25 protein-coding genes are annotated in these 24,437 nt (G+C 67.6%); 10 read left to right on the plus strand and 15 right to left on the minus strand.

Annotated elements, in window-relative coordinates; genetic code table 11:
* Positions 1-4: 4 nt before the first annotated feature.
* Positions 5-811 carry a ferritin-like domain-containing protein gene (locus AC3A3Q_RS15560; RefSeq protein WP_487587085.1) on the plus strand — a complete coding sequence of 269 codons (807 nt, stop codon included), beginning with the start codon at positions 5-7 and terminating at the stop codon, positions 809-811.
* Between the two features lie 163 nt (positions 812-974).
* Here the strand turns inward: AC3A3Q_RS15560 and lpxH are convergent, their stop codons facing one another.
* The gene (lpxH, locus tag AC3A3Q_RS15565) at positions 975-1,709 is read right to left on the minus strand and encodes a UDP-2,3-diacylglucosamine diphosphatase (protein WP_487587086.1); all 735 of its coding nucleotides are present in this window, start codon (positions 1,707-1,709) and stop codon (positions 975-977) included.
* A gap of 169 nt (positions 1,710-1,878) precedes the next feature.
* Between lpxH and gltX the strand changes: the two genes are divergently transcribed.
* On the plus strand, positions 1,879-3,285 hold the full coding sequence (gene gltX, locus AC3A3Q_RS15570; RefSeq protein WP_487587087.1) for a glutamate--tRNA ligase: 1,407 nt from the start codon (positions 1,879-1,881) through the stop codon (positions 3,283-3,285).
* Positions 3,286-3,313: 28 nt separating this feature from the next.
* The gene (locus AC3A3Q_RS15575; RefSeq protein ID WP_158733536.1) at positions 3,314-3,808 is read left to right on the plus strand and encodes a transcriptional repressor; all 495 of its coding nucleotides are present in this window, start codon (positions 3,314-3,316) and stop codon (positions 3,806-3,808) included.
* Between the two features lie 30 nt (positions 3,809-3,838).
* Here AC3A3Q_RS15575 and AC3A3Q_RS15580 read toward each other — a convergent pair whose 3' ends face one another.
* The 3 genes from AC3A3Q_RS15580 to AC3A3Q_RS15590 form a co-directional block, all read right to left on the minus strand.
* Positions 3,839-4,138, minus strand: coding sequence for a hypothetical protein (locus tag AC3A3Q_RS15580; RefSeq protein ID WP_487587088.1), 300 nt, complete (start codon positions 4,136-4,138; stop codon positions 3,839-3,841).
* A 157-nt stretch (positions 4,139-4,295) separates the two neighbouring features.
* Positions 4,296-4,472, minus strand: coding sequence for a hypothetical protein (locus AC3A3Q_RS15585; RefSeq protein ID WP_487587089.1), 177 nt, complete (start codon positions 4,470-4,472; stop codon positions 4,296-4,298).
* Positions 4,473-4,648: 176 nt separating this feature from the next.
* Positions 4,649-6,817, minus strand: a complete 2,169-nt coding sequence (locus tag AC3A3Q_RS15590) for a TonB-dependent receptor (protein WP_487587090.1) — start codon at positions 6,815-6,817, stop codon at positions 4,649-4,651.
* Between the two features lie 101 nt (positions 6,818-6,918).
* Between AC3A3Q_RS15590 and AC3A3Q_RS15595 the strand changes: the two genes are divergently transcribed.
* Positions 6,919-7,323, plus strand: coding sequence for a MerC domain-containing protein (locus AC3A3Q_RS15595; RefSeq protein WP_487587091.1), 405 nt, complete (start codon positions 6,919-6,921; stop codon positions 7,321-7,323).
* Between the two features lie 108 nt (positions 7,324-7,431).
* A complete protein-coding gene (locus AC3A3Q_RS15600; RefSeq protein WP_200606426.1) occupies positions 7,432-7,626 on the plus strand; it encodes a 30S ribosomal protein THX in 195 nt (64 codons plus the stop codon).
* Between the two features lie 57 nt (positions 7,627-7,683).
* Here the strand turns inward: AC3A3Q_RS15600 and AC3A3Q_RS15605 are convergent, their stop codons facing one another.
* The gene (locus AC3A3Q_RS15605; RefSeq protein ID WP_487587092.1) at positions 7,684-8,886 is read right to left on the minus strand and encodes a dipeptidase; all 1,203 of its coding nucleotides are present in this window, start codon (positions 8,884-8,886) and stop codon (positions 7,684-7,686) included.
* Positions 8,887-8,941: 55 nt separating this feature from the next.
* A complete protein-coding gene (hutI, locus tag AC3A3Q_RS15610) occupies positions 8,942-10,168 on the minus strand; it encodes an imidazolonepropionase (RefSeq protein ID WP_487587093.1) in 1,227 nt (408 codons plus the stop codon).
* 97 nt (positions 10,169-10,265) lie between these two features.
* Between hutI and AC3A3Q_RS15615 the strand changes: the two genes are divergently transcribed.
* A complete protein-coding gene (locus AC3A3Q_RS15615; RefSeq protein ID WP_487587094.1) occupies positions 10,266-11,612 on the plus strand; it encodes a formimidoylglutamate deiminase in 1,347 nt (448 codons plus the stop codon).
* A gap of 15 nt (positions 11,613-11,627) precedes the next feature.
* On the opposite strand, the gene AC3A3Q_RS15620 is transcribed toward AC3A3Q_RS15615, so the two are convergent.
* From AC3A3Q_RS15620 to AC3A3Q_RS15655, 8 genes are all read right to left on the minus strand, one after another.
* Positions 11,628-12,983 (minus strand): APC family permease, encoded by a 1,356-nt coding sequence (locus AC3A3Q_RS15620; RefSeq protein WP_487587095.1) that lies wholly within the window; start codon positions 12,981-12,983, stop codon positions 11,628-11,630.
* Between the two features lie 85 nt (positions 12,984-13,068).
* Complete coding sequence (locus AC3A3Q_RS15625; protein ID WP_487587096.1) at positions 13,069-13,812, minus strand: N-formylglutamate amidohydrolase; 744 nt, start codon at positions 13,810-13,812, stop codon at positions 13,069-13,071.
* Positions 13,796-15,133: a hypothetical protein gene (locus tag AC3A3Q_RS15630; protein ID WP_487587097.1), complete on the minus strand. Its 1,338-nt coding sequence runs from the start codon at positions 15,131-15,133 to the stop codon at positions 13,796-13,798. The genes AC3A3Q_RS15625 and AC3A3Q_RS15630 overlap by 17 nt, the downstream gene beginning before the upstream one ends.
* Positions 15,134-15,145: 12 nt before the next feature.
* Positions 15,146-15,754 (minus strand): cysteine hydrolase family protein, encoded by a 609-nt coding sequence (locus AC3A3Q_RS15635; protein WP_487587098.1) that lies wholly within the window; start codon positions 15,752-15,754, stop codon positions 15,146-15,148.
* Positions 15,755-16,163: 409 nt separating this feature from the next.
* Positions 16,164-16,673 (minus strand): methylated-DNA--[protein]-cysteine S-methyltransferase, encoded by a 510-nt coding sequence (locus AC3A3Q_RS15640; protein ID WP_487587099.1) that lies wholly within the window; start codon positions 16,671-16,673, stop codon positions 16,164-16,166.
* Positions 16,670-18,247 (minus strand): DNA-3-methyladenine glycosylase 2 family protein, encoded by a 1,578-nt coding sequence (locus AC3A3Q_RS15645; RefSeq protein ID WP_487587100.1) that lies wholly within the window; start codon positions 18,245-18,247, stop codon positions 16,670-16,672. Before AC3A3Q_RS15645 ends, AC3A3Q_RS15640 begins: the two co-directional genes overlap by 4 nt.
* Positions 18,248-18,366: 119 nt before the next feature.
* Entirely contained in the window at positions 18,367-18,765 is a 399-nt protein-coding gene (locus AC3A3Q_RS15650; RefSeq protein WP_487587101.1) for a tautomerase family protein, read from the minus strand.
* Positions 18,766-18,863: 98 nt separating this feature from the next.
* Positions 18,864-20,132: an alkaline phosphatase family protein gene (locus tag AC3A3Q_RS15655; protein ID WP_487587102.1), complete on the minus strand. Its 1,269-nt coding sequence runs from the start codon at positions 20,130-20,132 to the stop codon at positions 18,864-18,866.
* 98 nt (positions 20,133-20,230) lie between these two features.
* On the opposite strand from AC3A3Q_RS15655, the gene AC3A3Q_RS15660 reads away from it, so the two are divergent.
* The 3 genes from AC3A3Q_RS15660 (at position 20,231) to AC3A3Q_RS15670 (ending at position 21,737) form a co-directional block, all read left to right on the plus strand.
* Complete coding sequence (locus AC3A3Q_RS15660; protein WP_487587103.1) at positions 20,231-20,782, plus strand: YybH family protein; 552 nt, start codon at positions 20,231-20,233, stop codon at positions 20,780-20,782.
* A 114-nt stretch (positions 20,783-20,896) separates the two neighbouring features.
* Entirely contained in the window at positions 20,897-21,265 is a 369-nt protein-coding gene (locus AC3A3Q_RS15665; RefSeq protein ID WP_487587104.1) for a hypothetical protein, read from the plus strand.
* A gap of 10 nt (positions 21,266-21,275) precedes the next feature.
* The gene (locus AC3A3Q_RS15670; protein WP_487587105.1) at positions 21,276-21,737 is read left to right on the plus strand and encodes a hypothetical protein; all 462 of its coding nucleotides are present in this window, start codon (positions 21,276-21,278) and stop codon (positions 21,735-21,737) included.
* Positions 21,738-21,801: 64 nt separating this feature from the next.
* On the opposite strand, the gene AC3A3Q_RS15675 is transcribed toward AC3A3Q_RS15670, so the two are convergent.
* A complete protein-coding gene (locus AC3A3Q_RS15675) occupies positions 21,802-22,386 on the minus strand; it encodes a TetR/AcrR family transcriptional regulator (RefSeq protein WP_487587106.1) in 585 nt (194 codons plus the stop codon).
* 171 nt (positions 22,387-22,557) lie between these two features.
* On the opposite strand from AC3A3Q_RS15675, the gene hutU reads away from it, so the two are divergent.
* A complete protein-coding gene (gene hutU / locus AC3A3Q_RS15680; RefSeq protein WP_386700524.1) occupies positions 22,558-24,222 on the plus strand; it encodes a urocanate hydratase in 1,665 nt (554 codons plus the stop codon).
* The last annotated feature ends 215 nt before the right edge of the window (positions 24,223-24,437 follow it).

Consider the following 24,437-nt stretch of genomic DNA (forward strand, 5'->3'; position numbering starts at 1 on the left):
CTGTATGGAAGGCTCGCTGTTTTCCGCTGCGCGGGCCTGCCTCGATGCGTCCACGCCCGACGACAAGCTGGCGCTGACATTCGCAGCAGCCGAAGCCTTCGCCCGCGGTGAACTGGTGGTCGACGAGAACGCGCCGGCGCCTGAAGCAATCAGGATGCCCGGACGCCCCGAGCGTCCGCTGCTGGTGCATCCGCGCGACCTTCCAAGGCGTGGCTTCGGTACCAGCGACGGCCGCGCGGCGTTCGTACACGCCATCGCCCACATCGAGTTCAATGCGATCGACCTGGCGTGGGACGCGGTGTACCGGTTTCGTGGGATGCCTGCGGAGTTCTACGCCGACTGGGTAAGCGTGGCCGCCGACGAGGCGCGCCATTTCGCGATGCTGCGCGCGCGCCTGCAGGAGTTCGGCCGCGACTACGGCGACTTCGACGCCCACAACGGCCTGTGGGAGATGGCGGAAAAAACCGCACACGATGGCCTGGCGCGGATGGCGCTGGTGCCGCGCGTGCTGGAGGCGCGCGGCCTCGATGTCACTCCGGCGATGATCGTCAAGCTCCGCTCGCTCGGCGACGACGCCACCGCCGACATCCTCGAAGTGATCCTGCGCGAGGAAGTCGCGCACGTCGCCGCCGGTTCACGCTGGTTCCGCTGGTATTGCGAGCGTGCCGGTGTCGCGCCCGCGCCGCGCTTTCGTGAGTTGCTCGCCGAGTACGCGCGAGCGGTGCTGTATGGCCCGTTCAATCACTCCGCGCGCAGTGCGGCGGGCTTCGATGACGAGGAACTGGCGGCGCTGGAGAAGCTGGCGGGATAGCAGCCCGTCGTCCCGGCGAACGCCGGGACCCAGGCCCACAACCCGTCGGCCCCATCACCGTCATCCCGGCGAACGCCGGGATCCATTTGCGGTTGACGTTGCTCGAAGGCGCTGGGTTCCCGCCTGCGCGGGAATGACGGGTAAGCGCGCCACGGAATGACGATCAGCCAATCGCCTGCAGGTCATACCCATCCGAATTCACCCGCAGCACCGAGCCCTGGTCGTACCAGTCGCCGAGCACGATGCGCAGGCAGGCCTGTCCATCGACTTCCAGCTCATGCATCGCCGGGCGATGGGTGTGGCCGTGGATCATCGTGTCGATGCCGTAGCGGCTGAAAGTGCCGGCCACCGTCGCCGGCGCGACGTCGGTGATGGTTTCCATCGTGCCTTGGGTCTTGAGCCCGCTCTGGTGCGCCTTGCTGGCCGCGCGCGCCTGCTGGGCGAACGCGATGCGGGCGGCCAGCGGTTGCGACAGGAACTGCGCCTGCCACTGTGGATGACGCGTCTGCGCGCGGAACTGCTGGTAGGCGACATCGTCGGTGCACAGCAGGTCGCCGTGCTGCACCAGCGTCGGGCGGCCGTAGAGCATCACCACCGAAGGGTCCGGCAGGATGCGCGCGCCGGCGCGGCGGGCGAAATCCTCGCCGAGCAGGAAATCGCGATTGCCGCGGATGAAATACACCGGCACGCCGGACTGGTTCAGTGCCTGCAATTCGCTGGCGACGAAGGCGCCGGTCTCGGACGGATCGTCGTCGCCGACCCAGGCTTCGAACAGGTCGCCCAGGATGTACAGCGCATCGGAACCACGGGCTTCGTCGCGGACGAACTGGCCAAACAGCTGGGTGATCTGCGGACGCTCGGCGTCGAGGTGGAGGTCGGAGATGAACAAGGTGGTCATGGTGGGAATTCTAGGGCACGGGGTTGCGGCTGCGGCCTGTGGATCCTTCGACTTCGCGCGACACCCTGTCCAGGGCCGGGCGCTACGCTCAGGACGAACGGTCATTGGATCCGATGGGCAGGCCCCCACTCCGGTAAAATCCCCGTTTTCCGCCGTCCGAGCCCCCCGCATGAGCTGCCGTACCCGTTTCGCCCCCAGTCCCACCGGCTATCTGCACATCGGCGGCGCGCGCACCGCGCTGTATTGCTGGCTGGAAGCGCGGCGTCGCGGTGGGCAGTTCATCCTGCGCGTGGAGGACACGGACCGCGAGCGCAGCACCCAGGCGGCGATCGACGCCATCCTGGAGGCGATGGACTGGCTGGGCCTGGGCTACGACGAAGGTCCGATCTACCAGACCCAGCGCCTGGATCGCTACCGCGAGGTCGCCGAGCAGATGGTCGCGGCCGGTACCGCCTACTACGCGTACGAGACCAAGGCGGAGCTCGAGGCCATGCGCGAGGCCGCCGTCATCGCAGGCGACAAGCCGCGCTACAACGGCGCCTACCGCGAGCGCAACGCGGGCTATCGCGATGACCCCAACCGCGTCATCCGCTTCAAGAATCCGTACGACGGCGTGGTCGCGTGGGACGACAAGGTCAAGGGTCGCATCGAGTTCGCCAACGGTGAACTCGATGACCTGGTGATCTTCCGTTCCGACGGCTATCCCACCTACAACTTCGCCGTGGTGGTCGACGACCTCGACATGGGCATCACCGATGTCGTGCGCGGCGACGACCACGTCAACAACACGCCGCGCCAGATCAACATCTATCGCGCGCTGGGCGCGGAGGTCCCGCATTTCGCCCACCTGCCGATGATCCTCGACCCGGATGGCGCCAAGCTGTCCAAGCGCACCGGCGCCGCCGACGTCATGCAGTACCGCGACGCGGGTTACCTGCCGCACGCGCTGCTGAACTACCTGGTGCGGCTGGGGTGGTCGCACGGCGACCAGGAAGTGTTCTCGATCGAGCAGATGATCGAGCTGTTCGACCTCAAGGACGTCAACTCCAAGGCCTCGCGACTTGATCCGGCCAAGCTCGGCTGGCTCAACCAGCAGTACCTGAAGGCCGACGATCCGGCGCAAGTCGGCGAGCACCTGCTGTGGCACCTGCGCGAGCACGGCTACGACCTCGACAAGGGGCCGGCGGCGAAGGACGTCGTCATCGCCCTGCGTGACCGCGTGCAGACGCTCAAGGAGATGGCCGAACGCGCGGCGGTGTGGTTCCAGCCGCTGACGCATTACGACGATGCCGCGGTCGCCAAGCACCTGGGCGCCGCTGCGCGCGCGCCGCTGGCCGACGCGCGCGAGCGCCTGGCAGCGCTGACGCAGTGGAGTGCGGAGAGTGTGTCGGCGGCCCTGCACGAAACCGCCGAAGCGCTTGCGATCGGCATGGGCAAGGTCGCCCAGCCGTTGCGCGTGGCCATCACCGGCACGCAGGTCAGCCCGGACATCTCCCAGACCGTCTACCTGGCGGGGCAGGGCGAGGCCGTGGCGCGCATCGATGCGGCCCTTGCAAAAGTGCCGGCCGGGGCATAAATCAAGGCCATAGCCGACAACCATCCCAATGAGCCAACACGACCACGCCTGCACCGACCCCAAGCACCACGTCCACGACGGCGATGCCTTCGTGCAGGAGGTGGAGCGGTCGTGCGAGCAGCGTGGCCTGCGGCTCACGCCGATCCGCGCGCATGCACTGCGCCTGATCGCTGACGCCGGCCGGCCCGTCAAGGCCTACGAACTGCTCGACCAGATGAAGGCGACGCACGACGCCGCGGCGCCGCCGACGGTGTACCGCGCGCTCGACTTCCTGCTCGAGCACGGCTTCATCCACAAGCTGGCCTCGATCAACTCCTACGTCGGCTGCCACCATCCGGGCGCGGCGCAGCACGCGGTGCCGTTCCTGATCTGCGACCGCTGCCAGTCGGCGACCGAACTGGAAGACGAACGCATCGTCGAGCTGCTCGATTCGCGTGCACGTGCGCTGGGATTCACCGCGCAGGCGCAGACGCTGGAAGTGCACGGCGTCTGCGCGGACTGTGCGGGCAAAGAGGCGGCCTGAGACGGCGTCCCTGGCCGATTGCAATGCCTTCTACTCGTAGGCGTTCGTCTTGACGGTCAGCTGCGATCGCGTTTTTCCGCGTTCCTGCATGTAGTCGGCGAAGTAGTCGAGCAACTCGAACCGGGCTTCCAGAGGCATGGCCTGTAGCGCGGTCGCGTGGCGCGGTACGAGACCCTTCGGGTCGCGAGGCGCCTGGAGGCGTGGGTCCAGGGTCGAAAGGACGATCTGGCCGCTGAAGTAGATCGTGCCGTCCGATGCGTAGGTGGTTCCAGGCGCGAGGTTGGTGGCCAGGCTGGACATGGCCACGACAATTGCTGCGAGAACTTTCATTACGACCTCCGGAGGGTGCAGTCGGACACTGTGCCGCACGCGAATTCTCCGCAACCGGTGTGCAGCTTGTGTCTGTGCTTACTCGGTGTCGTGTGTCCTCAGGTGCAATAGCTTCGATCAACCCGGTTGCAGCAAGAGCCATTGCCGCATCGGAGCATCACCCTGCCGCTGGTTGCAAAGCGGGCCGGCTCTCGCGAATCGGCAGATTGGCTATCGCCGCGCCGGCGGCCAGCGCCATGAAGGTCAGCGGCGTCGGCGGCGAGGCTAGATGGATCGCGGACACCTGTTTGGCGCGAGGGGAAAGCGGGCGGCAGACGGAAAGTGCAACGTCCATGGATCCCCGCCTTCGCGGGGATGACGAGGTGAGGGCTTGGACGCCCGTTTCCGTTATCTGCTGGTCCGGTCATCCCGGCGATCGCCGGGATCCATTTGCCGTTGACGTTGCTTGACAGTCGCCGGGTCCCCGCCTTCGCGGGGATGACGATGCGAGTGCGCTCTCTGCGGCGCGCGTCAGAAGAACGCGCGTACGCCGAAGGCGAAGCCGCGGCCGGGCAGCGGGGCGACGTCCTTGAGGAAGGACGTATGCACGCGAGCTTCTTCGTCGAGCAGGTTGTTGCCGTCGACGAACAGTTCCCACGCGTTGCCGGCGGCGGTGTCGGCATGCCAGGCCACGTGCGCATCGACGAGTGTGTAGCCAGGCGTTGCAGTCTCGAACTCGGCCACGTCGTCCTGCTTGGCATAGCGCACCGCGCCGAGCGAGGCACGCCACTGGCCACGCTCCCAGCGCACTTCGCCACCGACACGGCCGGGCGCGATGCGCGGGAGATTGCCGCCGCGGGCGAGGTCGATGGTGTAGTCGTCGCTGTGATCGCCGTGCGGGACCGAGAAGCTCAACTCGCGCGTTCCGCTGCCGCTGAGTTCGCCGCGCACCATGTCACCGAAGATGCGAAGTTCCCAGTCGGATCCCACGCTGTCGGCGAAGTTCCAGCTGGCCTCGGCTTCGGCGCCGTTGAATCGCGCGTTGTCCTGCGTCCACACGCGAACCGGGCCTTCGGCATCCTCGATGCCGGTGTCGGCGAGGTAGATGAAATCGTCATAACGCACGTGGTAAAGCGAGGCGCCCAGCTTGAACGGGCCGCTGTGCCAGTGCAGTCCGATCTCGGCGCGATTGGCGGTCTCGGCATCGAGCTCGGGTGAGCCCAGCTCGATGCTCGAGGTGGCCACGTGCAGGCCGTTGGAATACAGCTCCTCGGCGGTCGGCGAACGCTGCGCGCGGTCGAGACCGAAGGACATGTGCCAGGACTGGTTGATGTCCCACTTCAGCGCCGCCGACAGGCTGCTGGTGTCGAAGTCACGATCCGGGCCGATCGCGGTGGCCTGGTCGACGTCGATGCTGTTGCGGTCCAGGCGTGCGCCGAGCTCGGCCTTGAACGCACCGAAGGTGCGATCGCCGAGCCAGAACAGGCCGGCGTCTTGCGACTTCGACGGCGGCACGAATGCCTCGGCGCCGATCGCTTCGAAGTCGCGCTGGCCCCATTGCACGCCGATTGCGCCATCCCAGCCCAGCAGCGGTTCGTGGACGAGTTCGACGCGGCCTTCGGTGCTGGTGTTCTCGAACACGGTGCCGGTTTCTTCGCCTTCGAACTCGGTATGCGTGTACTCGGTGCGCGCGACCTTCGCGCGCAGGGACTTGAACGGGCCGAGGTTGTCGAGACCGCCGCGCAGTTCATAGCGGTGCTGGTCCATGGAGATGGTGACCGGACCTTCCTCTTCCTCGACGGGCGCGCCGGGTGATTCGTCGGCGTGTTCGTGCGCGGCGCCGGGGATGCCGTAGCGGGTATTGAACAGGCTGGCGCCGACGCCGAGGAAGCCGCGGCTGCCGACCCAGGTCACGCCGAGCGCGCCGCTGTCGGTGCGCACCGCACTGTTGGGCAGCGTGCCCTTTTCGGCCGGGTCGGGGGTTTCGCCTTCCTCGGCCATGCGCTGGGCGCTTTCCGGGTAGCCGGGAATGTCGTAGTCGCCGGTCTCACGGTGCAGGCCATCGATATGGAAGACAAAGCCACCACCGGAGGAGGTGCCATCGAGTCGGAACATGCCGGTGGTCTCGTCGTTGACCGAATTGCCGCGCAACTCGGCACGGCCTTGCAGCGGTTGGTCCGTCACGCCCTCGGGGATGCGTCCGTCGACGACATTGACCGCGCCGCCGATCGCGCCGCTGCCATAAAGAAGCGTCGCCGGGCCCTTGAGCACTTCGATCTGGTCGGCCAGGAACGGCTCGACGCTGACCGCGTGGTCGACGCTGACCGTGGACACGTCGCCGGAACCCAGGCCGTCGCTGAGCACCTGCACGCGGGCGCCATCGAAGCCGCGCACGATCGGCCGGCCAACGCCGGGGCCAAAATAGGAACTCTGCACGCCAGGCAGCTTGCTGACCGTCTCGCCGATCGAGTTCGCCTTCATTTCGTCGAGCTTCTCGCCCGTCAGCACCTCGACCGGCCGCGCCAGGTCCTCGGCGGTGCCCGCCAGCGGAGTGGCCTTGACCTCGACTCCGGCCAGATCGGTCGGCTGCTGGTGGTCGTGCTGGTCGGCTGCGCCCGCGGCATCGGCGGGCTGGGCGGCCTGGGACGCAAAGGGGAGGGCGATGGCCAGGGCCAGGGCGAGGGGGAGGCGTGGGGGCATGCAGCGCTTGGGCATGGGTTCGGGTAAAGTGGCGTGGTGGATTCCGTGGAATGTTATATTATAACAACCTAGGACATCGCACTCCCCCGGAAGTCATGCTCATGCCACTCGTCCGCCCCCGCCGCCTGCTCGACCGCCTCGGCGCCTTTGGCTCGCTGCTGTGCGCGATCCACTGCGCGCTGCTGCCGGTGCTGATCGCGACGCTGCCGTCGCTGGGCGTGGCGAGCTGGCTGGGCAGCAGTTTCGAGGCTGGATTCGTGATCTTCGCGACCGGTCTGGGGCTCTTCAGCACTATATGGGGTTACCGCCGCCACCACGGCCTGCGCGCGCTGTCGCTGGTCGTGCCTGGCCTGCTGCTGCTGTGGCTGGGCGTGCTTTACCGCCCGCTGCACGAAAGCCTGATCCCGCATGCCATCACGATGACCCTCGGCGGCACACTGGTTGGACTGGGTCACCTGGCCAACCTTCGCCTGGGCCACATCCACGACGCGACGTGCGTTCATTGACCTCACCGCCGGGTCCCGTCATCCCGGCGCGTGATAGACTTTGCGGCCGCGCATTCTTATAACGCCGCACCCTTCGTGCGGATTTTCGATAGTTCCAGGAGCACGACCATGGGTAAAGGCGACCGCAAGACCGCCAAAGGCAAGCGCTACAACTCCAGCTACGGCAACGCCCGCAGCAGCTCGACCGTGACCAAGGCCACCGGCAACGCCGCTGCGCCGGTCGCCAAGAAGGCGACCAAGACCGTGGCCAAGGCCCCGGCTGCCAAGAAGGCCCCGGCCAAGAAGACCGCTTCCAAGGAATAAGCGCCCCGGCGCTGTTCCGAACGAAAAAGCCCCGCTCCGGCGGGGCTTTTTTGTAACTCAGCGCGCCGTCGCCGCCTTCTCCACCGCCGTCCAAACCCGCAGCAGGTTGCCGCCGAGGATCTTGCGGATGTCCGCGTCGGAGTGGCCGCGTGCCTGCAGGCCGGCGACCAGGTTGGGATAGTCGGCGACCGACTTCAGCTCGACCGGCAAGTTGCCGCTGACGCCGTCGAAGTCCGAACCGATGCCGACATGGTCGACGCCGATCAGCTTGACCGCGTAGTCGAGCTGGTCGAGCACTGCCTCGATATGCGTGACCGGCATCGGATGCGCATCCTTCCATGCCTTCTCGAAATCATCCTTCGAGCGCGCCGGCTTGCCGGCCGCGACCAGCGCCGCGTTCTCGCGATCAAAGTCCGCCTCGGCCTGGAATGAGGCCTGCAGATCGGACGCCGCCTTGGCATCGATGAAGCCGGTGCCGAACACCAGCTGCACCACGCCGCCCTCGGCCGCCACCGCCTTGGCAAGCTCATCGCTGATGTTGCGCTCGAAGCCCGGCGTGAAATGACGCATGCCCGAATGGCTGGCGATCACCGGCACGTTGGTGGCGGCGAGCACGTCGCGGATCGAATCGTCCGACAGATGCGAGACATCGACCATGATGCCCAGGCGATTCATCTCGGCGACGACCTTTTCGCCGAACGGACTCAGCCCGCCCCACTTCTTCTGCAACGCGTAGGACGAATCGCTGATGCGATTGTTGGCGCTGTGGGCGAGGGTGATGTAACGCACGCCGCGCTTGTGGAACGCGGCGAGCTGGGACAGGTCATCGCCGATCGGCGCACCGTTCTCCATGCCCAGCGCCAGCAGCACCTTGCCGCCTTTGCGCAGGCGCGCCACGTCGGCGGGCGAAGTCAGCTTGGCGAACTTGTCCGGATGCCGGCCGACCATCGCCTCGACGGCATCGATCTGCGTGTTCGCGCTCTGCCAGGCGGTGCCGGCATCGTCCTGGTCAGGCGAGGTGTAGATCGACATGAAGCCGATGGCGAGCCCGCCCTGTCGCGCGCGCGGATAGTCGAACTCCTTCCCCGGCGTCGCCACCCCCAGGTCGTCCCAGTGCGACATCAGCTCGCCCGGCGCATCGATGTGCGTGTCGACGATGATCGAATCCTGGGCGAGCCGGTGCGCGGCCTCGTTCGTGGCGGCCAGCGCGGGGACGGCGGCCATGGACAGGGTCAGGCCGAAGACGAACGGAAAACGCATGCTGTATCCCCAAGTTGAGCGTGAGAGTGGTGAAGAGGCGATTCAGAAGCAGTGTTCAGATGACGCGGTGCCCGCCCGCATAGACCGCCTGCGCGAGGCGGCCACCGAGCCAGTAACAAAGCTCGGCGGGGTGATGGATGTTCCACAGCGCGAAGTCCGCGCGCGTCCCCACGCGCAGGATCCCGCGGTCGTGCAGGCCCAGCGCGCGCGCCGCATGCACCGTGGCGCCGCGCAGTGCTTCTTCCGGGGTCAGGCGGAAATGCGTGCACGCCAGTTGCATGGCCTGTCGCAGCGACTGCAGCGGCGACGTGCCCGGGTTGCAGTCGGTGGCCACCGCCATGGCAACGCCGTGATCGCGGAAGGCATCTAGCGGTGGCAGTCGCGTTTCGCGCAGGACATGAAAAGCACCGGGCAGCAGCACCGCGACCGTGCCGTGGGCCGCCATCGCGCGCACGCTGTCCACGCTGGTGTGCTCGACGTGGTCGGCCGACAGGCCGTCGAACGAGGCAGCCAGCGCGGCACCGCCCAGGTCGCTGAGCTGGTCGGCGTGCAACTTGACCGGCAGCCCGAGCGAACGGGCCGCTTCGAACAGCTTGCGCGTCTGCGCCGGACTGAAGCCGATGCCTTCGCAGAACGCGTCGACCGCATCGACCAGGCCGTCGCGGTGCAGGCGCGGCAGCCATTCGATGGCCGCGTCGATGTAGTCGTCGCTGCGCCCCGCGTACTCCGGTGGCAGCGCGTGCGCGGCAAGGTAAGTGGTGCGCACGCCGATGCCGAGCTGGTCGAGCCGGCGCGCGACGCGCAGCATCTTGCGCTCGTTCTCGAAGTCGAGGCCGTAGCCGGACTTGATTTCCAGCGTGGTCACGCCGTCGGTGATCAGCGCATGCGCGCGCGGCAGCGACTGGCGCAGCAGTTCGCTCTCATCCGCGGCGCGGGTGGCGGCCACCGTGGAGAGGATGCCGCCACCGGCGCGGGCGATGTCTTCGTAGCTGGCGCCCTGCAGGCGCAGCTCGAACTCGCGGGCGCGATCGCCGGCGAACACGAGGTGGGTGTGGCAATCGACCAGGCCTGGCGTGATCCAGCCCTTGGTTTCGATCACTTCGCGGGCAAGGCGCTGGGGGGCGTCGGGCAGGTCCTTGCGGGCGCCGACGAAGGTCAGCAGGTCGCCCTTCCAGGCAAGCGCGCCATCGTGGATTTCGGCATAGCCCTGCGGCGAGTCCAGCGTGGCCAGCGAAACGCCAAGGACGATGCCATCCCAGGCCGGGTGGGTACTTGCGGTCATATCGGCGATTCTAGCCACGTTTCCCCGTCCACTGTGGTCCTCGGGGACAGGCGCCGGACATTCGCCAACGCCGGCCGACCGGGCGACAATCGGCGTCATGAAGACACTCGACGCCGCGATGCTGTGGACCCCGGGCGGCTGGCAGGCCGATGCCGGATTCGACATCGACGACCAGGGCCGGATCGTCGCGATCGACTCCGCCGAACCCACCGCCAGTGCCAGCTGGATCGTGCCGGGCATCGCCAACCTGCATTCGCATGCCTTCCAGCGGGCGATGGCGGGCATGGCCGAACGCCAGACCAATCCCGAGGACTCGTTCTGGACCTGGCGCGAGACGATGTACCGGTTTGCCGCGCGCTTCACCCCGGAGCTGCTGAAGGATGTTGCCGCGCAGCTGTATGCCGAGATGCTCGAGGCGGGGTACACGACGGTCTGCGAGTTCCACTACCTGCACCATGCGCCCGACGGCCGCCCGTACGACGATCCGGCGGCGATGTCGCGCGCGCTGATCGCCGCCGCCCGCGAAACCGGCATCCGCCTGACGCTGCTGCCGGTGCTGTACATGACCGGTGGATTCGACGGTCGCGCCCTGGGCGAGCGGCAGCGCCGTTTCGGCCACGATCTCGATGCCTACCTGCAACTGATCGACACGCTGTGCGAAGAGGCCGCGCCCGACCTGCACGTCGGCTGCGCGCTGCACAGCCTGCGCGCGGTTCCGGCCGATGCGATGAAGGCGGTGCTGGCCGCGTTGCCGCCGGCCATGCCGGTGCATATCCACATTGCCGAACAGGTCGGCGAAGTGCAGGACTGCCTGGCGATCCGCAACGCGCGGCCGGTCGAATGGCTGCTCGACAACGCCGCCGTCGACGCGCGCTGGACGCTGGTCCATGCCACCCATCTCAACGGACCGGAAGTGCAGGGCATCGCCCGCACCGGCGCGACGGTGGCGATCTGCCCGACGACAGAGGCCAACCTCGGTGATGGCTTGTTCCCGCTGCGCGACTATCTCGCCGCGGGTGGACGCTGGGGTATCGGTTCGGACTCGCACATCTCGGTGTCGCCGGTGGAAGAACTGCGCTGGCTCGAGTACGGCCAGCGCCTGATCACCCGCCACCGCAACATCGCCGTGCGAGCGGCGTCACCGAGCGTCGGCGAGACGCTGCTGGCCGATGTGTCCGCCAGTGCGCGGCAGTCGACCGGCCATGCCATCGGCCGCCTCTCGGTGGGCGAGTTCGCCGACGCGGTCGTGCTCGACACCGATGCGCCGCCGCTGTTCGGGCTGACCGGCGCTGATGCGATCGACCGCTGGATCTTCAGCGGCAATCGCAACCTGGTGCGCGATGTGTACGTGGGTGGGCGTCGCGTGGTGGTGGGTGGGCATCACGTGCAGCGTGATGCGATCGCGGCGCGCTACCGGGCGGCAATCACGCGGTTGATGACGTAGCGAGTCAAGCTCGCGTCAGCCCCCCGGATGTTCGGCCCCCACCAACTCGCCATCACGGCCCCGTTTTTGCAGGACCGCCAGATACACCAGGCCCAGTGCGATCCAGGTCAAACCAAGGTACTGGGCGTCGCGGCTCATGCTTAGCAGCACGTAGGCGATGATCACCAGGCCCAGCAGCGGCACCAGCAGGTGGCGCAGAATCTTGCCGCTGCGCTGGCGCACGAAATAGTGGTTGATCACCGACAGGTGAAGCAGGCAGAAGCCGGTCAGCGCGCCGAAATTGACCAGCGAGGTGAGCACGTCCGGGGCGTCTAGGAATCCCACGCCGATCGCCAATGACAGCAGCGACACCATGTAGAGGCTGATGTGCGGCGTCTGGTAGGTCGGATGGACCTTGGCCAGTGCCCGCGGCAGCTTGCCGTCTCGGGCCATCGAATAGAGCAGGCGCGAAACTGCCGCTTGCGAAGTGATCGACACCGTCACGCCCCAGGCCAGCGCCGTGGCCACCGCGGTGAGCGTCGACAACCAATGGCCGCCGGCGGCCTGCGCGATCTCGTAGAAGGCCGTATCGGCGGAAGTGAACTGCATGCCGGCGGCCAGGTCCGTGGCCAGCCAGGTCTGCGCAATGAAGATCGCACCCATCACGAACAGGGCAATCAGCGAGGCGCGACCGATTTGTCGGGCCGGATCTCCCTTGACCTCCTCGGCCAGGGTGGAGATGGCGTCGAAGCCAAGGAACGACAGCACCGCGATCGACACCGCCTTCATCAGCAGACTGAGGTCGAAATGCCCGGGCTGGTACAGCGGCGCCAAGGTCAGCCGGCCGTTGCCCATGCCGCCCTCGAGGGCACCGTAGCCAACCACCAGGAACACCGCGAGGACGATCAGCTCGGCGATCAGGAATATGAGGTTGAAGCGCGCAGCGAAGGTGATGCCGCGCAGGTTGACCAGGGTCGCCGAAACCAGGAACAACAGCATCCACGCCAGCTTGGGAATCGCCGGGTACAGGTGGTTGAGCGCCAGCGCACTGAACACGTAAAGCAGCGGCGGGATCAGCAGGTAGTCGAGCAGCAGCACCCATCCGGCGATGAAGCCAACGCGCGGATGGATGCCGCGCTGCGCGTAGGAGTACACCGAGCCGGCGATCGGGAAGGCGCTCGCCATGGCACCGTAGCTCAGGGCGGTGAACAGCATCGCCAGCATGCCGACCAGATAGGCCATCGGCACCATGCCCTTGGAGTCGGCGTAGACCCAGCCATACACACCGAACGGTGCGATGGGGATCATGAAAATCATCCCGTAGATGACCAGGTCGCTGAGGGAAAGACTGCGGCGGAGCTGTTGCTGATAACCGAATTGCTCGATTGCCATGGAGATCCCTTCGGGAATCGCAGTGATCAGGGTTCTGTGCAAAGTGTGCAGTTCTGGTGTAACGGTTGGCCTGCGCAGGTCGAGCTCAGAGCCAGGGCGCCAGGCGCTCGGCCCAGCGGGCAACACCTTGCGCAGTCCGCAGTCCGTCATTGCGGACTTCGATCAACACCGCGTCGATGCCACGTTCGTCGCCATGCCGGGGGACGGTCACGTCCTCGTCCGGGTCGATCCGGTAGGGCTGGTTGGCGCCAATTTCCTCGCCGCACTGGCGCAGCCCGTCGATCATGCGCATCGCATAGGCCTCGGCGCGGCCGTAGAGCACTCCCGCCACCCACGGCCTGGGCACGCCGCGATATGTCGGAGTGAAGCTGTGCACTCCGACCAGGCGCAGTCCGCGGCCACTGGCCAGGCGCTGGTCGATCAGGCTGGCGAGTTGGCGGTGAAAAGGTTCGAACAGGCACTCCTGGCGCTCGCGTCGGGCCTGCGCGCTCAGCCCGAAGTTGCCCGGGATGGGGTAAACCTCACTGTGTTCGGGGATGCTGTCGGGTGCTTCCAGCGGACGGTTCAGGTCGATCAGCAGGCGCGAGTAGCCGGCCACCAGAAGCGGCGCATCCATGCGCGCGGAGAGTGCTTCGGCCAGCGCCAGCGCGCCGATGTCCCAGGCGATGTGCTCGCGGGCAGCGACATCGTCCAGCCCCAGTTGTCGCAGCGGTTCGGGAATGAAGCGGCTGGCGTGCTCGCAGACCAGCAGCACCTGGTTGCGCCCCTCGGGGTTGAGCAGGCGCGCTGGCGGCTCGCTGTAGAGACCGCGCTCAATAGAGGTTGGCATAGCGTTCGCACAGTTGTTCGGCGGTGAGCTCGCGGGTCAGCAGCAATTCCTGTCGCTTCATCGCGACGTAGGTCTTGAGCAGGGCCGACGGCAGTTGCGCGCATAGCGCGCTGTCGTCAGCGAGCAACTGCTGGGCGTGTTCCAGCGATCCCGGCAGCGCCTCGATGCCGCGCCGGGCGCGCTCCTCGGCGCCAAGGCCGTCCGGATCGACGTCGGTGACCGCGCCCAGCACCAACTGCTCCTGCAGGCCCAGGCGCCCGGCGATCAGCACCGCGGCCATCGCCAGGTGCGGCGAGGCGGTGGCGTCCATCGGCCGGAACTCCAGGTTGAACTGGCGCGCCAGCGGTTTGCCGCCGAAGCTCACCACAGGGCAGATGCGCAGCGCCGCTTCGCGGTTGCGCAGGCCCAGGCAGGCGTAGGCGGCGCTCCAGTGGTGCGGCTTCAGGCGCAGGTAGGAGACAGCGGTCGGTGCGGTCAATGCGCACAGTGCCGGCAGGTGGCGGAGCACGCCGGCGGCCCAGTGTTCCGCCAGAGCCGACAGGTTGTTCGGGCGCTTGCTGTCATAGAACAACGGCTCGCCATCCAGATCCTGCAAGCTCAGGTGCAGGTGAACGCCATTGGTCACCTCGCCCGGTGCCAGCAGTGGCGAGAAGCTGGTGTGCAATCCGCACTGGCGTGCGATCTCGCGGGTCAGCTCGCGAACGTTCACCGCACGGTCGGCCGCGGCCACGCCCTGGGTCGGTCGGCAGGTCACCTCGTACTGGTTGCGCCCATATTCGGGGAGGAACATTTCCGGCTCGGCGCCAATGTGCTCCAGTGCGCCCATCAGCCAGCCCGCGAAGTCGCCGGCCGCGCGCTGGGCCTGCAGCGAGAACGCCGCGGCTGGCTTGCTCGCCAGGCCGAGCAGGTTGAACTCGTGCTCGAAGGCCGCGGTGACCTGCAGGCCCAGCTCCTGGTAGCGGGCGACTTCCTCGCGCAGCAAGGTGCGCGGGCACACCGGCCAGGCGCGGCCGTCGGTGTCCACCAGGTCGCCATGGAAATAATCCAGGCTCGGTGCCAGCGGGTCCGGGCCTCGCTCCAAGCGCACCCGGCTGGCCGGATCGGGGAGCAGGCGCAGGTCGCCATGGCTGCCCCAGGGGTTGTCCTGCGCGATCACGTCCTGTGGCGTCAGCGCGCTGTTTGCGGGCACCCAGCCGCAACCGCTGGCGAGCTGGTCGACAACCTCCGATTCGGGCAGCGAGCGGCCGCGGGTGATGCCGGACAGATCGGTGGTGACAAAGCTGCACAGGCGCATCGGGCCGGCGGGGCGGGCAAGGCTCATGGTCTGGTCGGCTCAGGCGAGGGCGGCGATGCGCGTCAGCACGCTGTCGGTGTCGGCGATCCAGCAATACCCCTTGATCGCTTCCAGGCAGGCTCGATGGCGCTCGGCGGTGTGGGTGGCGCAGGCGTCCTCGACCAGGGTGACCAGGTAGCCGCGATCGGCGGCGTCGCGCACGGCCATGTCCACGCACTGATCGGTGACCACCCCGCAGACGATCAGGTGACGGGTCTGCAAGTTGCGCAGGACATAGTCGATGGCTGTCGAGTTGAAGACCCCGGAGGAGGTCTTGGGCAGCACGATCTCGTTTTCCTGCGGTGACAGTGCATCGATCACGCGGGCATCGGGGTGGCCCTTGGGCAGATGCATGTCCGACAGCTTGTGGTCCAGCGAGCGGTCGCGGCCGTCAGCGCTGAGGCTTTCGATGATCGTGTGCACGACGTTCTCACCGGCACCGCGCATCGCCGCCAGCAGGCGGCGCTGGTTGGGGATCACCTGGGCCTCGACGCGTTCGTAGTAGTACTGCGCCGCGTGCGGGTCGACATGGGCATCGCGGCCGGGCTCGACCCAGGCGCGTTGCATGTCGACGAACAGGATCGTGCTCCGCCCGCGGCGCAACGGCATGTCGCGGGGAGATACGTGAGGGAGGCTGAACGTCATCACTTCGAGGCAGGTGTTTTTGTAGCGAATATTTCACCTCATTCCAGTTGATTAATTCTGGTTGAGTTCACTACATTTCCGGGCGATGCCGGCGTGCTACCCCGGCCTGTCGTCAATGCAAAAAGGCAGCACTGCGTCGACGTTGGGTCCGCCTAGGGACTATTCGAAGGGATGGGAATATGTGAGGCGCACTGCACCCGCTGGCTCCGAGCGCGCTGCTGCTCGACGAGACGATTCGACGCGTGGTGGCACGCGGACATCACGTGCAGCGGGATTCGATCGCGGCGCGATATCGGGCGACGATGACGCGGCTGAAGGCGTAGCGGCGACGCGCATCGCGAGCAAGCTCGCTCCTACGGGGCGCTGCGGGACGCTACGGGGCGATGGCGAAGAGGTCGCTGGCTTCATGCAGGGCGCCTTCCATGCGCAGCAGGAAGTGCTTGGTCGGCAGGCCGCCACCGAAGCCGGTCAGGCTGCCGTCGCTGCCGATCACGCGGTGGCATGGCAACACCAGCGGCAACGGATTGCGGCCGTTGGCCGCGCCCACCGCGCGCACCGCGCTCGGCTTGCCCACGCGCTGCGCCAGTTGCGCATAGCTGATCGTTTCGCCGTAGGGAATTGCCGCCAGCGTATGCCAGACCTCGCACTGGAATGGCGTGCCATGCGGCGCCAGCGGCAACTCGAACTGGCGGCGCTTGCCGGCGAAGTACTCGTCGAGCTGACGCCGCGCCATGCGCAGCAACGCGTTGTCGCCTTCGTGCCAGTTGGCGTCGCGTCGCATCGGATGGCGCGGGGTATGGAACTCGATCAGGTGCATGCCGTCATCGCTCGTCGCCAGCAGCAGCGGGCCGACCGGACTGGCGATGGTGGTGTGCACGATCACGGCGTCGCGCCCGTGGCTTCGGTGCCGCGGCGCCTGGTCGCGGTCGTCTTGCGCGCCGGTTTGCGTGCCGGTGGCGTTGCAGCAGGCAAGGGCGCCGTCATCGTGTCGCGCCACAGGTGGATGACCGCGTAGCCACGCCAGGGACGCCAAGCCTGTGATGCGGCGGTCAGTGCTTTCGCGGTGAGGCGTGATCCATCCGCAGGGACCGCGCGCTGCAGCACCAGGTCCTCGGCAGGGAAGGCGTCGGGGTGGCCGAGCGCGCGCAGGGCGATGTACTGCGCCGTCCATGGTCCGATGCCTGGCAAGGCCACCCAGCGCGCCGCGAAATCATCGAGCGTGCGCTCGGCGCGAAAGTCGACGCGGCCGTCGAGCAATGCGCGTGCGACCGTGCGTACCGTTTCGGCGCGCGCGCGGGTCATTCCGCTTGCGCCCAGGTCGGCATCGGCCAGTGCTTGCGCGGTCGGGAACAGGTGCTCCAGCCCGGGCGCGAACGGATGGGGCAGCGGCTGGCCAAAGCGTTGCGCCAGGCGTGCGGCGACGGTGCGCGCAGCGGCAACGGAGACCTGCTGGCCGATGATCGCGCGCACCGCGATCTCGAATCCGTCCCAGCCACTGGGCAGGCGCAATCCAGGCCGCTTCGCCAGCAGCGGTGCCAGTCTGGCGTCTGTCGACAGCGCCGCGGCGATTGCCTGCGGGTCGGCGTCCAGGTCGAACATGCGGCGCAGGCGTTGCACGATCTCCAGCAGTCGCGCCGGCGCGGGGCCGAACAACTCCAGTTTCAGCGCGTGCTCGCCACCGGGCCAGGCGCTCACGCGCAACCAGCCGGCCTGTTCGATCGGGCCGATCGCGCGCGAGTAGCTGTGTTCGTCGACGACTTCGACGCCGGGCAGGGCGCGGCCGCGGAGGAAGTCCAGCATTGCCGCGAAGTCATACGGCGGACGGTAGCCAAGGCGCAGGACCAATGCCTGGTTGGCATCGTGGCGCTGGTGATCACGTTGCTTGCGCAGGTCGCGCGGCGCCATGCGATAGGCGGCACGGAAGGCATCGTTGAAGCGGCGCAGGCTGCCGAAGCCCGAGGCAAGCGCGACTTCGGTGATCGGCAGCGTCGTCTCGGTCAGCAGTTGCTTGGCGAACAGCAGGCGACGCGTGCCGTGCACGCCGATCGGCGCAACGCCGACTCGCTCGACAAACAAGCGGCGCAGTTGCCGTTCGCCCAGCCCCACGCGCTCGGCCAGTGCCGACAGCGGCTGCTCGGCCAATGCGCCGTCATCGATCAGCTTGAGCGCACGCGCCACCGCCGCATCGCCGCGGCGCCAGCTGCCATCGTCGGGCGATAGCTCGGGGCGGCAGCGCAGGCAGGGACGGAAACCGGCGGCTTCGGCCGCGGCGGCGTGGCGGTAATAGGCGACTTTCTTCGCCATCGGCGCCGGACACACCGGACGGCAATAGATGCGCGTACTCGGCACCGCGGTGAAGAACAGGCCGTCGAAACGCGGATCTCGACTCTTGCGCGCCTGCTCGCAGACCTGCCAGTCGGGAAGCGAGTCGGAATGGGTGGGGGACACGTTCGCCATGGGTGCAGGCTAGCACCGTCGACGGGCATCGACTGGCCGGATTCGGACATGGACGTAGTATGGCCTGGCGCAGCATTTCTGAACGGCCGGGCGCTCGCTTTGCCCGGGAAAACGGGTGGCTATGCCTGATTCACTACCGCGGCGATGTCTTCGGCACCCAGCGCGTGGCCTCCAATGCCCCAGCCGCCCTCTGTGGCTTCCGTCAGCAGCACCCACACGCGATCCGGTGGCACGGCGCTGGAGGCAGCCACGAGTGTCGTGAGGCGAGCGACCGCATCCTTCTGCCTGTCGCGATCAAGCGCGCCGTGAGGCGTCAGAACCTGCACCCGGATGCAGGCGCCGTCGCCGTTGACATCTGCGAGGAACTGCACGTCGTGCACAAAGGCCGCGGTATTCGCGCGGAAAATCGGAAGGTCAGGCAACTGTTCGGCCGCCATCAATTCACTGGCGGCTTCGCGGGCGCGACGCGCGGGATCGGCAAACGTGCCCGGTGAAGCGTAGATGTCGATCATCGGCATGGCAGGGAGTTCCGCAAGCGACGGCGCGTACGCACTCACCTTTTCGAACGCGAACTCCCAGGCCGGCCGGTCAACCGTTCCAGCCAGAGCGCCGAGGCTCAGCGCCCCTGATCGCGCAATGCCGGCAACAACGTCGACGGATCGCCATCGTTGGGAGCGGGCGCGACGTCCAGCAGCCTGGCCATCAGTGGATAGACATCGACGTTGTCGAACGCCGGCAACACCGCACCCTGGCGGAACGATGGGCCGCGTGCCAGGAAGATCGCCCGCATCGACGGCAGCGCCGGATCGAAACCGTGCGAACCGCGGGTGATGCCTGGCGGCCGTTGCGCGACTTTCTCGCGCGCCAGCGCATCCCAGCCCTCGTGCATCTGGCAGACGATTGGCGGCACGCGCGGATTGCTGCCGTAGTGCCAGCGTCCAGGCAGCTCGCCCTTGCGCCAGCAGTCGTAGCGCGCGTGCGCACCGAGCAGGCGCTTCTCCACGAATGCCTCGCGGCCCGGTCTGGGGGCGATACCGATCGACTGGCCGATCGAGACGACAGTGGCATCGTCGGGTTCGACCATGTCCTCCACCGCGATGACATGGCCGGGACCGACGCTGGCCATGCCGTGGTCGGAGACGATGATGAGGTTGATGCGATCGAGCTGTCCGCGCGCTTGCAGGCGATCGAGCAGGCGACCGATCGCGGCATCGAGTTCGATGATGGTCTGGCGCACCTGCGGTGAATCCGGGCCGTGGTCGTGGCCGGCGACGTCGAGCTGGTCGAAGTACAGCGTCGCCAGTTGCGGGCGCGTCGATGCCGGTTCGTCCAGCCACGCCAGGACCTGGTCGACCCGGGCGTCGGCGCTGACCTCCTTATCGAACGGCCTCCAGCGTTGCGGGCGACGGCCCTGGATCGGCGCTTCGCTGCCCGGCCAGAACATCGTCGCGGTAGTCAGCCCGGCCTTGTCCGCGCCGACCCAGATCGGCTCGCCTCCCCACCACTGCGTGGCGCCAACGGCGGTCTTGTCGGACGCCCGGAACGTACCCAGCCCGTCATCCCACATGCTGTTGTGGACGATGCCGTGATGGTCCGGGCGCAGCCCCGTGACCAGCGTGTAGTGATTGGGAAAAGTCAGCGACGGGTAGGACGGGTTCATCCACTGCGCGCGCACGCCCTGCGCGGCGACGCGCGCCAGGTTGGGGGTGATGCCCCGGTCGAGGTAGTCGGCGCGGAAGCCGTCGATGGATACCAGCAACAGGCTGTCGGCACGGGCGGGCAATGCTGGCGACGCCACTGCATGCGGCGGGGCAGTGGTACAGCCGGCGAGGGCGGAAGCGAGGGCGAGGCAGGCGGCCGCGGCCGCGAAACGTATCGAGGGCATCGGGCGATGATAGCCAGCCTGTGTTGCGGCATGACTTTCGTCGCTGGTCGCAGGCGGCAACGTTGCCGATAGTGGCGCCTCGTCCGAGGAGCGTCGTCATGAAGCCACAGGCACCTGGTCTGGCAAGCGTTGCCCTGCTGTTCGTGTTCGCTTCCGCCGGCGCGCAGCAGCCGGTCAAGCCCGCTCCGGTCGCACGCCTGAGCGCCGAGGAATGCCAGGTCTGGTCACGCGAACTGAGCTTTGCCCAGTCGGTGGCCGATCACGACGCCGCGGCATTCGCCTCGCACCTGGAATCGGACGCGGCCTTCGGTGCCAGTGGCCCGGAGCCGACCCGGGGCCGCGAGCTGATCACCCGGCGCTGGACCGGGATCATCGAGGGCAAGCGCTTGAAGCTCGCCTGGTACCCGACGCGGACGACGATCGGCGGCGTTGGTGACATCGCCTGGTCCAGCGGCCCGTCGTTGTTCGAGGATCCCGACCCGAAGGCCGAGCATCGCTACCGCATCGGTGCCTTCAACTCGGTCTGGCATCGCGGGGCGGACGGCGTGTGGCGGGTGCTGTTCGATGACGGTATCGAGCCGCACCCGGTCGGCGAGGCCGAGGCGGTCGCGTTCCGTGAAGGCCGCCGGGCGACCTGTCCACAAGCCTGACGAACGCCTAAACGCCGGCAAGCACGCAACCGCCTTCGCCGCGTCCGCGGCGTATGGTGGAATCGCGGCAATGCCTGCCGCTGTAACCCCGGCATAGAAGCCAAAGGTGATGCCATGAACCGCATGACCCCCACCCTGATCGCGGCATGCCTGCTGGCAACCACGTTCGTGGTTTCCGCACAGTCCGCTCCGGCCACCGAAGCCGCTGCGCCGGCGCAGGCCGATGCGCAATTGGCGGCGCAGGCCGACCTCGGCCAGGCCGATGCCACGGCCAGCAACGTCCCTGGCGACAAGCTCGCTGCGCAGACTCCGTACAACTGCCTGCAATACACCGGCTCGCGCATCCGCACCGCCGACCGCAAGACTGGCAAGCCGGCGTGCGCGCAGGGTCCGGGTCGCTCCTACGGCCGCGATGACCTCGACCGCACAGGCCAGGTGGACATCGCCGACGCCCTGCGCCGCCTGGATCCTTCGATCAAGTGACGCACCGCGCATGAAATTGGCGCTGCCAATCCTGTTGGGTTCATTGCTGGTGGCACCGTCGTCCGCCCTGGCACAGTCGAACTCGCTGCAACCGCCGCCGCTGGTCGCGCCGATACCGCCACCGACCTCGCCGGTGAGCAGCAAGCCCACGCGTGCCGGCAACGACGCCGCCAAGCTGGGGCGCGACATCGACGCGGCCAGTCGCCGCGTCCAGGCCGATGGCGTGCGTAACGACATCGACCGTGGCGACCAGCAGTTGCAGAACGATCGGGCGCGCCTGGACCGTGAGCGGGGTGCCGAACCCGCGCGCAGCAACGAGCTTCGCCAGGAATACGACCAGAAGCAGGCCGATCACGATGCCTGGCGCGTGGGCAAGGAACGCGAACTCGATCGGATCGAGGCCGAGCCGACGCCGGAGCCACCGCCGCCGAACGATATCCCACCAGCGCAGCCACGCGTGCGTATTCCGTAGGAGCGAGCTTGCTCGCGAATGGGCGTGCGGCTCGTGGGAACCGTGGTCGCGAGCTAGCTCGCTCCTACCGCTGCAGCCCCGCCATCAGCCGCTGCAGCGACGCGTCGTAGTAGCGGCGGAATGCCGCCTCGTCGAAGCTGAAGCGTCCGGCGCGGTACAGCGCGATCAGGCCATGGGTGTGTGCCCACAGCGTCATCGTCACGTCCCAGACATCGTCCGTGCGCAGCAGGCCGGCGCGCATCGCGTCGGCAACCGCGTCGGCGACGACGTTGAGGGTCGGCGACAGACGCGCATGGAAGTCCTCCGGGAATCGACGTGCGTCGTTGCGCGGCGTTGAGAAGGCGTGGTCGAAGCGGTGCGGGTAGGCAAGCGCGAAGTCGAGGTAGATGCGCTGCACCGCCAGCAGACGTTCGCCGACGTCGCCGCCGCTGCCGCGCGCGTGCCAGTGGCGAGCGATCGCGTCGAAGCTGTCGTCGCTCATGCGCTTGAGCAGCGCTTCGCGATTCGGGAAGTGTCGATAGATCGCCATCGGCGTCAGCCCGACGGCGGCGGCGACGCGGCGCATGCTGACGCCTTGGGCACCCTCACGGTCGAACAGCACCTGCGCGGCGCGGAGGATACGAGTGGCGGTGTCGGCGGGGCGTGGCATGTATACAGCGTATACAAAACCGCTCCCCGAGGCGCGCAACGTGCCCGAAAGGCGTGGTTTGCGCTCCGTCGGCGATACCGCGCCGCAAACCGGGCGCGATAATTCCTTTCCAGTCCTTCATTGCGGCCATGCCCCCCGCATGGCCGGCCCGTCGCCTGCCGGAGTCGTCCGATGTCCACCCGCAAAGATCCCTCCCGCGTCATCCGTGCACCGCGCGGAACCGAGTTGAGCTGCAAGTCGTGGCTGAGCGAAGCCGCGTACCGGATGATCCAGAACAACCTGGACGCCGAAGTGGCCGAGAGCCCGACCGAGCTGGTGGTGTACGGCGGCATCGGCCGCGCCGCGCGTGACTGGGAGAGCTATGACGCCATCCTCAAGTCGCTGCGCGAGCTGGAAGACAACGAGACCCTGCTGATCCAGTCCGGCAAGCCGGTGGGCGTGTTCCCGACCCATGCCGACGCGCCGCGCGTGCTGCTGGCCAATTCCAACCTGGTGCCGCACTGGGCGACCTGGGAGCACTTCAACGCGCTCGATAAGAAGGGCCTGATGATGTACGGGCAGATGACTGCCGGCAGCTGGATCTACATCGGCAGCCAGGGCATCGTCCAGGGCACCTACGAAACCTTCGTAGAGATGGGCCGCCAGCACTACGGCGGCAGTCTCAAGGGCAAGTGGATCCTCACGGCCGGCCTGGGTGGCATGGGCGGCGCGCAGCCGCTGGCGGCGTCGCTGGCCGGCGCGTGCAGCCTCAACATCGAATGCCAGCAGAGCCGCATCGACATGCGCCTGCGCACGCGCTACGTCGACGAGCAGGCCAGCGACCTCGACGACGCGCTGGCGCGGATCGAGAAGTACTGCGAGGCCGGCGAGGCGAAGTCGATCGCGCTGCTGGGCAACGCCGCCGAGATCCTGCCGGAGCTGGTGCGTCGCGGCGTGCGTCCGGATGCGGTCACCGACCAGACCAGCGCGCACGATCCGGTCCATGGTTACCTGCCGATCGGCTGGAGCGTGGAGCAGTGGCAGCGCATGCAGGTCGAGGATCCGGGTCGCGTGCGCGATGCCGCCAAGAAGTCGATGCGCACGCACGTCGAGGCGATGCTGGCATTCGAGGACATGGGCATCCCGGTGTTCGACTACGGCAACAACATCCGCCAGATGGCCAAGGACGAGGGCTGCGAGAACGCGTTCGACTTCCCGGGCTTCGTTCCTGCCTACGTGCGACCGCTGTTCTGTCGCGGTGTCGGCCCGTTCCGCTGGGTCGCGCTGAGCGGCGATCCGGAGGACATCTACAAGACCGACGCCAAGGTCAAGGAGCTGATCCCCGATGACGCGCACCTGCACCGCTGGCTCGACATGGCGCGCGAGCGCATCAGCTTCCAGGGCCTGCCGGCGCGCATCTGCTGGGTCGGCCTGGGCCTGCGCCACAAGCTCGGCCTGGCCTTCAACGAGATGGTGCGCAATGGCGAGCTGAAGGCGCCGGTGGTGATTGGCCGCGATCATCTCGACAGTGGTTCGGTGGCGTCGCCCAACCGCGAGACCGAGGCGATGAAGGACGGCAGCGATGCGGTCAGCGATTGGCCGCTGCTCAACGCGATGCTCAATGTCGCCGGTGGTGCGACCTGGGTGTCGCTGCACCACGGTGGCGGCGTCGGCATGGGCTATTCGCAGCACTCGGGCGTGGTGATCGTGTGCGATGGCAGCGAGGAAGCCGACAAGCGCATTGCGCGCGTGCTCTGGAACGATCCGGGCACGGGCGTGATGCGTCACGCCGATGCGGGGTACGACATCGCCAAGGCGTGCGCGAAGGAACAGGGTTTGAAGCTGCCGATGGTGTGACCGGCCACCGTCATCCCGGCGAACGCCGGGATCCATTTTGACTTTGCCGTTGCCCGGTTTCCTGCTCCGGTGCGGCGTCGTCCGCCGCTCCGGCGATTCATTGCCAGGTCTTCGTCGCAACGTCCTTGGATTCCCGCCTTCGCGGGAATGACGGGCTAAGGGCAACGACGCTGGGTCCCCGCCTTCGCGGGGATGACGGCGTGAAGCTTCCAGGT

The sequence above is a fragment of the Lysobacter sp. Soil_C_59 genome, from assembly GCF_057656415.1.

Coding starts and splice junctions, on each gene's coding strand:
- AC3A3Q_RS15585 (WP_487587089.1), bottom strand. CDS start 4,472: ATGGACGTTGCACTTTCCGTCTGCCGCCCGCTTTCCCCTCGCGCCAAA.
- AC3A3Q_RS15575 (WP_158733536.1), top strand. CDS start 3,314: ATGAGCCAACACGACCACGCCTGCACCGACCCCAAGCACCACGTCCAC.
- AC3A3Q_RS15645 (WP_487587100.1), bottom strand. CDS start 18,247: ATGGCGAACGTGTCCCCCACCCATTCCGACTCGCTTCCCGACTGGCAG.
- AC3A3Q_RS15590 (WP_487587090.1), bottom strand. CDS start 6,817: ATGCCCCCACGCCTCCCCCTCGCCCTGGCCCTGGCCATCGCCCTCCCC.
- AC3A3Q_RS15580 (WP_487587088.1), bottom strand. CDS start 4,138: ATGAAAGTTCTCGCAGCAATTGTCGTGGCCATGTCCAGCCTGGCCACC.
- AC3A3Q_RS15605 (WP_487587092.1), bottom strand. CDS start 8,886: ATGCGTTTTCCGTTCGTCTTCGGCCTGACCCTGTCCATGGCCGCCGTC.
- hutI (WP_487587093.1), bottom strand. CDS start 10,168: ATGACCGCAAGTACCCACCCGGCCTGGGATGGCATCGTCCTTGGCGTT.
- AC3A3Q_RS15560 (WP_487587085.1), top strand. CDS start 5: ATGGAAGGCTCGCTGTTTTCCGCTGCGCGGGCCTGCCTCGATGCGTCC.
- AC3A3Q_RS15625 (WP_487587096.1), bottom strand. CDS start 13,812: ATGCCAACCTCTATTGAGCGCGGTCTCTACAGCGAGCCGCCAGCGCGC.
- hutU (WP_386700524.1), top strand. CDS start 22,558: ATGTCCACCCGCAAAGATCCCTCCCGCGTCATCCGTGCACCGCGCGGA.
- AC3A3Q_RS15620 (WP_487587095.1), bottom strand. CDS start 12,983: ATGGCAATCGAGCAATTCGGTTATCAGCAACAGCTCCGCCGCAGTCTT.
- lpxH (WP_487587086.1), bottom strand. CDS start 1,709: ATGACCACCTTGTTCATCTCCGACCTCCACCTCGACGCCGAGCGTCCG.
- AC3A3Q_RS15650 (WP_487587101.1), bottom strand. CDS start 18,765: ATGCCGATGATCGACATCTACGCTTCACCGGGCACGTTTGCCGATCCC.
- AC3A3Q_RS15660 (WP_487587103.1), top strand. CDS start 20,231: ATGAAGCCACAGGCACCTGGTCTGGCAAGCGTTGCCCTGCTGTTCGTG.
- gltX (WP_487587087.1), top strand. CDS start 1,879: ATGAGCTGCCGTACCCGTTTCGCCCCCAGTCCCACCGGCTATCTGCAC.
- AC3A3Q_RS15615 (WP_487587094.1), top strand. CDS start 10,266: ATGAAGACACTCGACGCCGCGATGCTGTGGACCCCGGGCGGCTGGCAG.
- AC3A3Q_RS15635 (WP_487587098.1), bottom strand. CDS start 15,754: ATGCCGTTGCGCCGCGGGCGGAGCACGATCCTGTTCGTCGACATGCAA.
- AC3A3Q_RS15655 (WP_487587102.1), bottom strand. CDS start 20,132: ATGCCCTCGATACGTTTCGCGGCCGCGGCCGCCTGCCTCGCCCTCGCT.
- AC3A3Q_RS15630 (WP_487587097.1), bottom strand. CDS start 15,133: ATGAGCCTTGCCCGCCCCGCCGGCCCGATGCGCCTGTGCAGCTTTGTC.
- AC3A3Q_RS15600 (WP_200606426.1), top strand. CDS start 7,432: ATGGGTAAAGGCGACCGCAAGACCGCCAAAGGCAAGCGCTACAACTCC.
- AC3A3Q_RS15670 (WP_487587105.1), top strand. CDS start 21,276: ATGAAATTGGCGCTGCCAATCCTGTTGGGTTCATTGCTGGTGGCACCG.
- AC3A3Q_RS15665 (WP_487587104.1), top strand. CDS start 20,897: ATGAACCGCATGACCCCCACCCTGATCGCGGCATGCCTGCTGGCAACC.
- AC3A3Q_RS15595 (WP_487587091.1), top strand. CDS start 6,919: ATGCCACTCGTCCGCCCCCGCCGCCTGCTCGACCGCCTCGGCGCCTTT.
- AC3A3Q_RS15675 (WP_487587106.1), bottom strand. CDS start 22,386: ATGCCACGCCCCGCCGACACCGCCACTCGTATCCTCCGCGCCGCGCAG.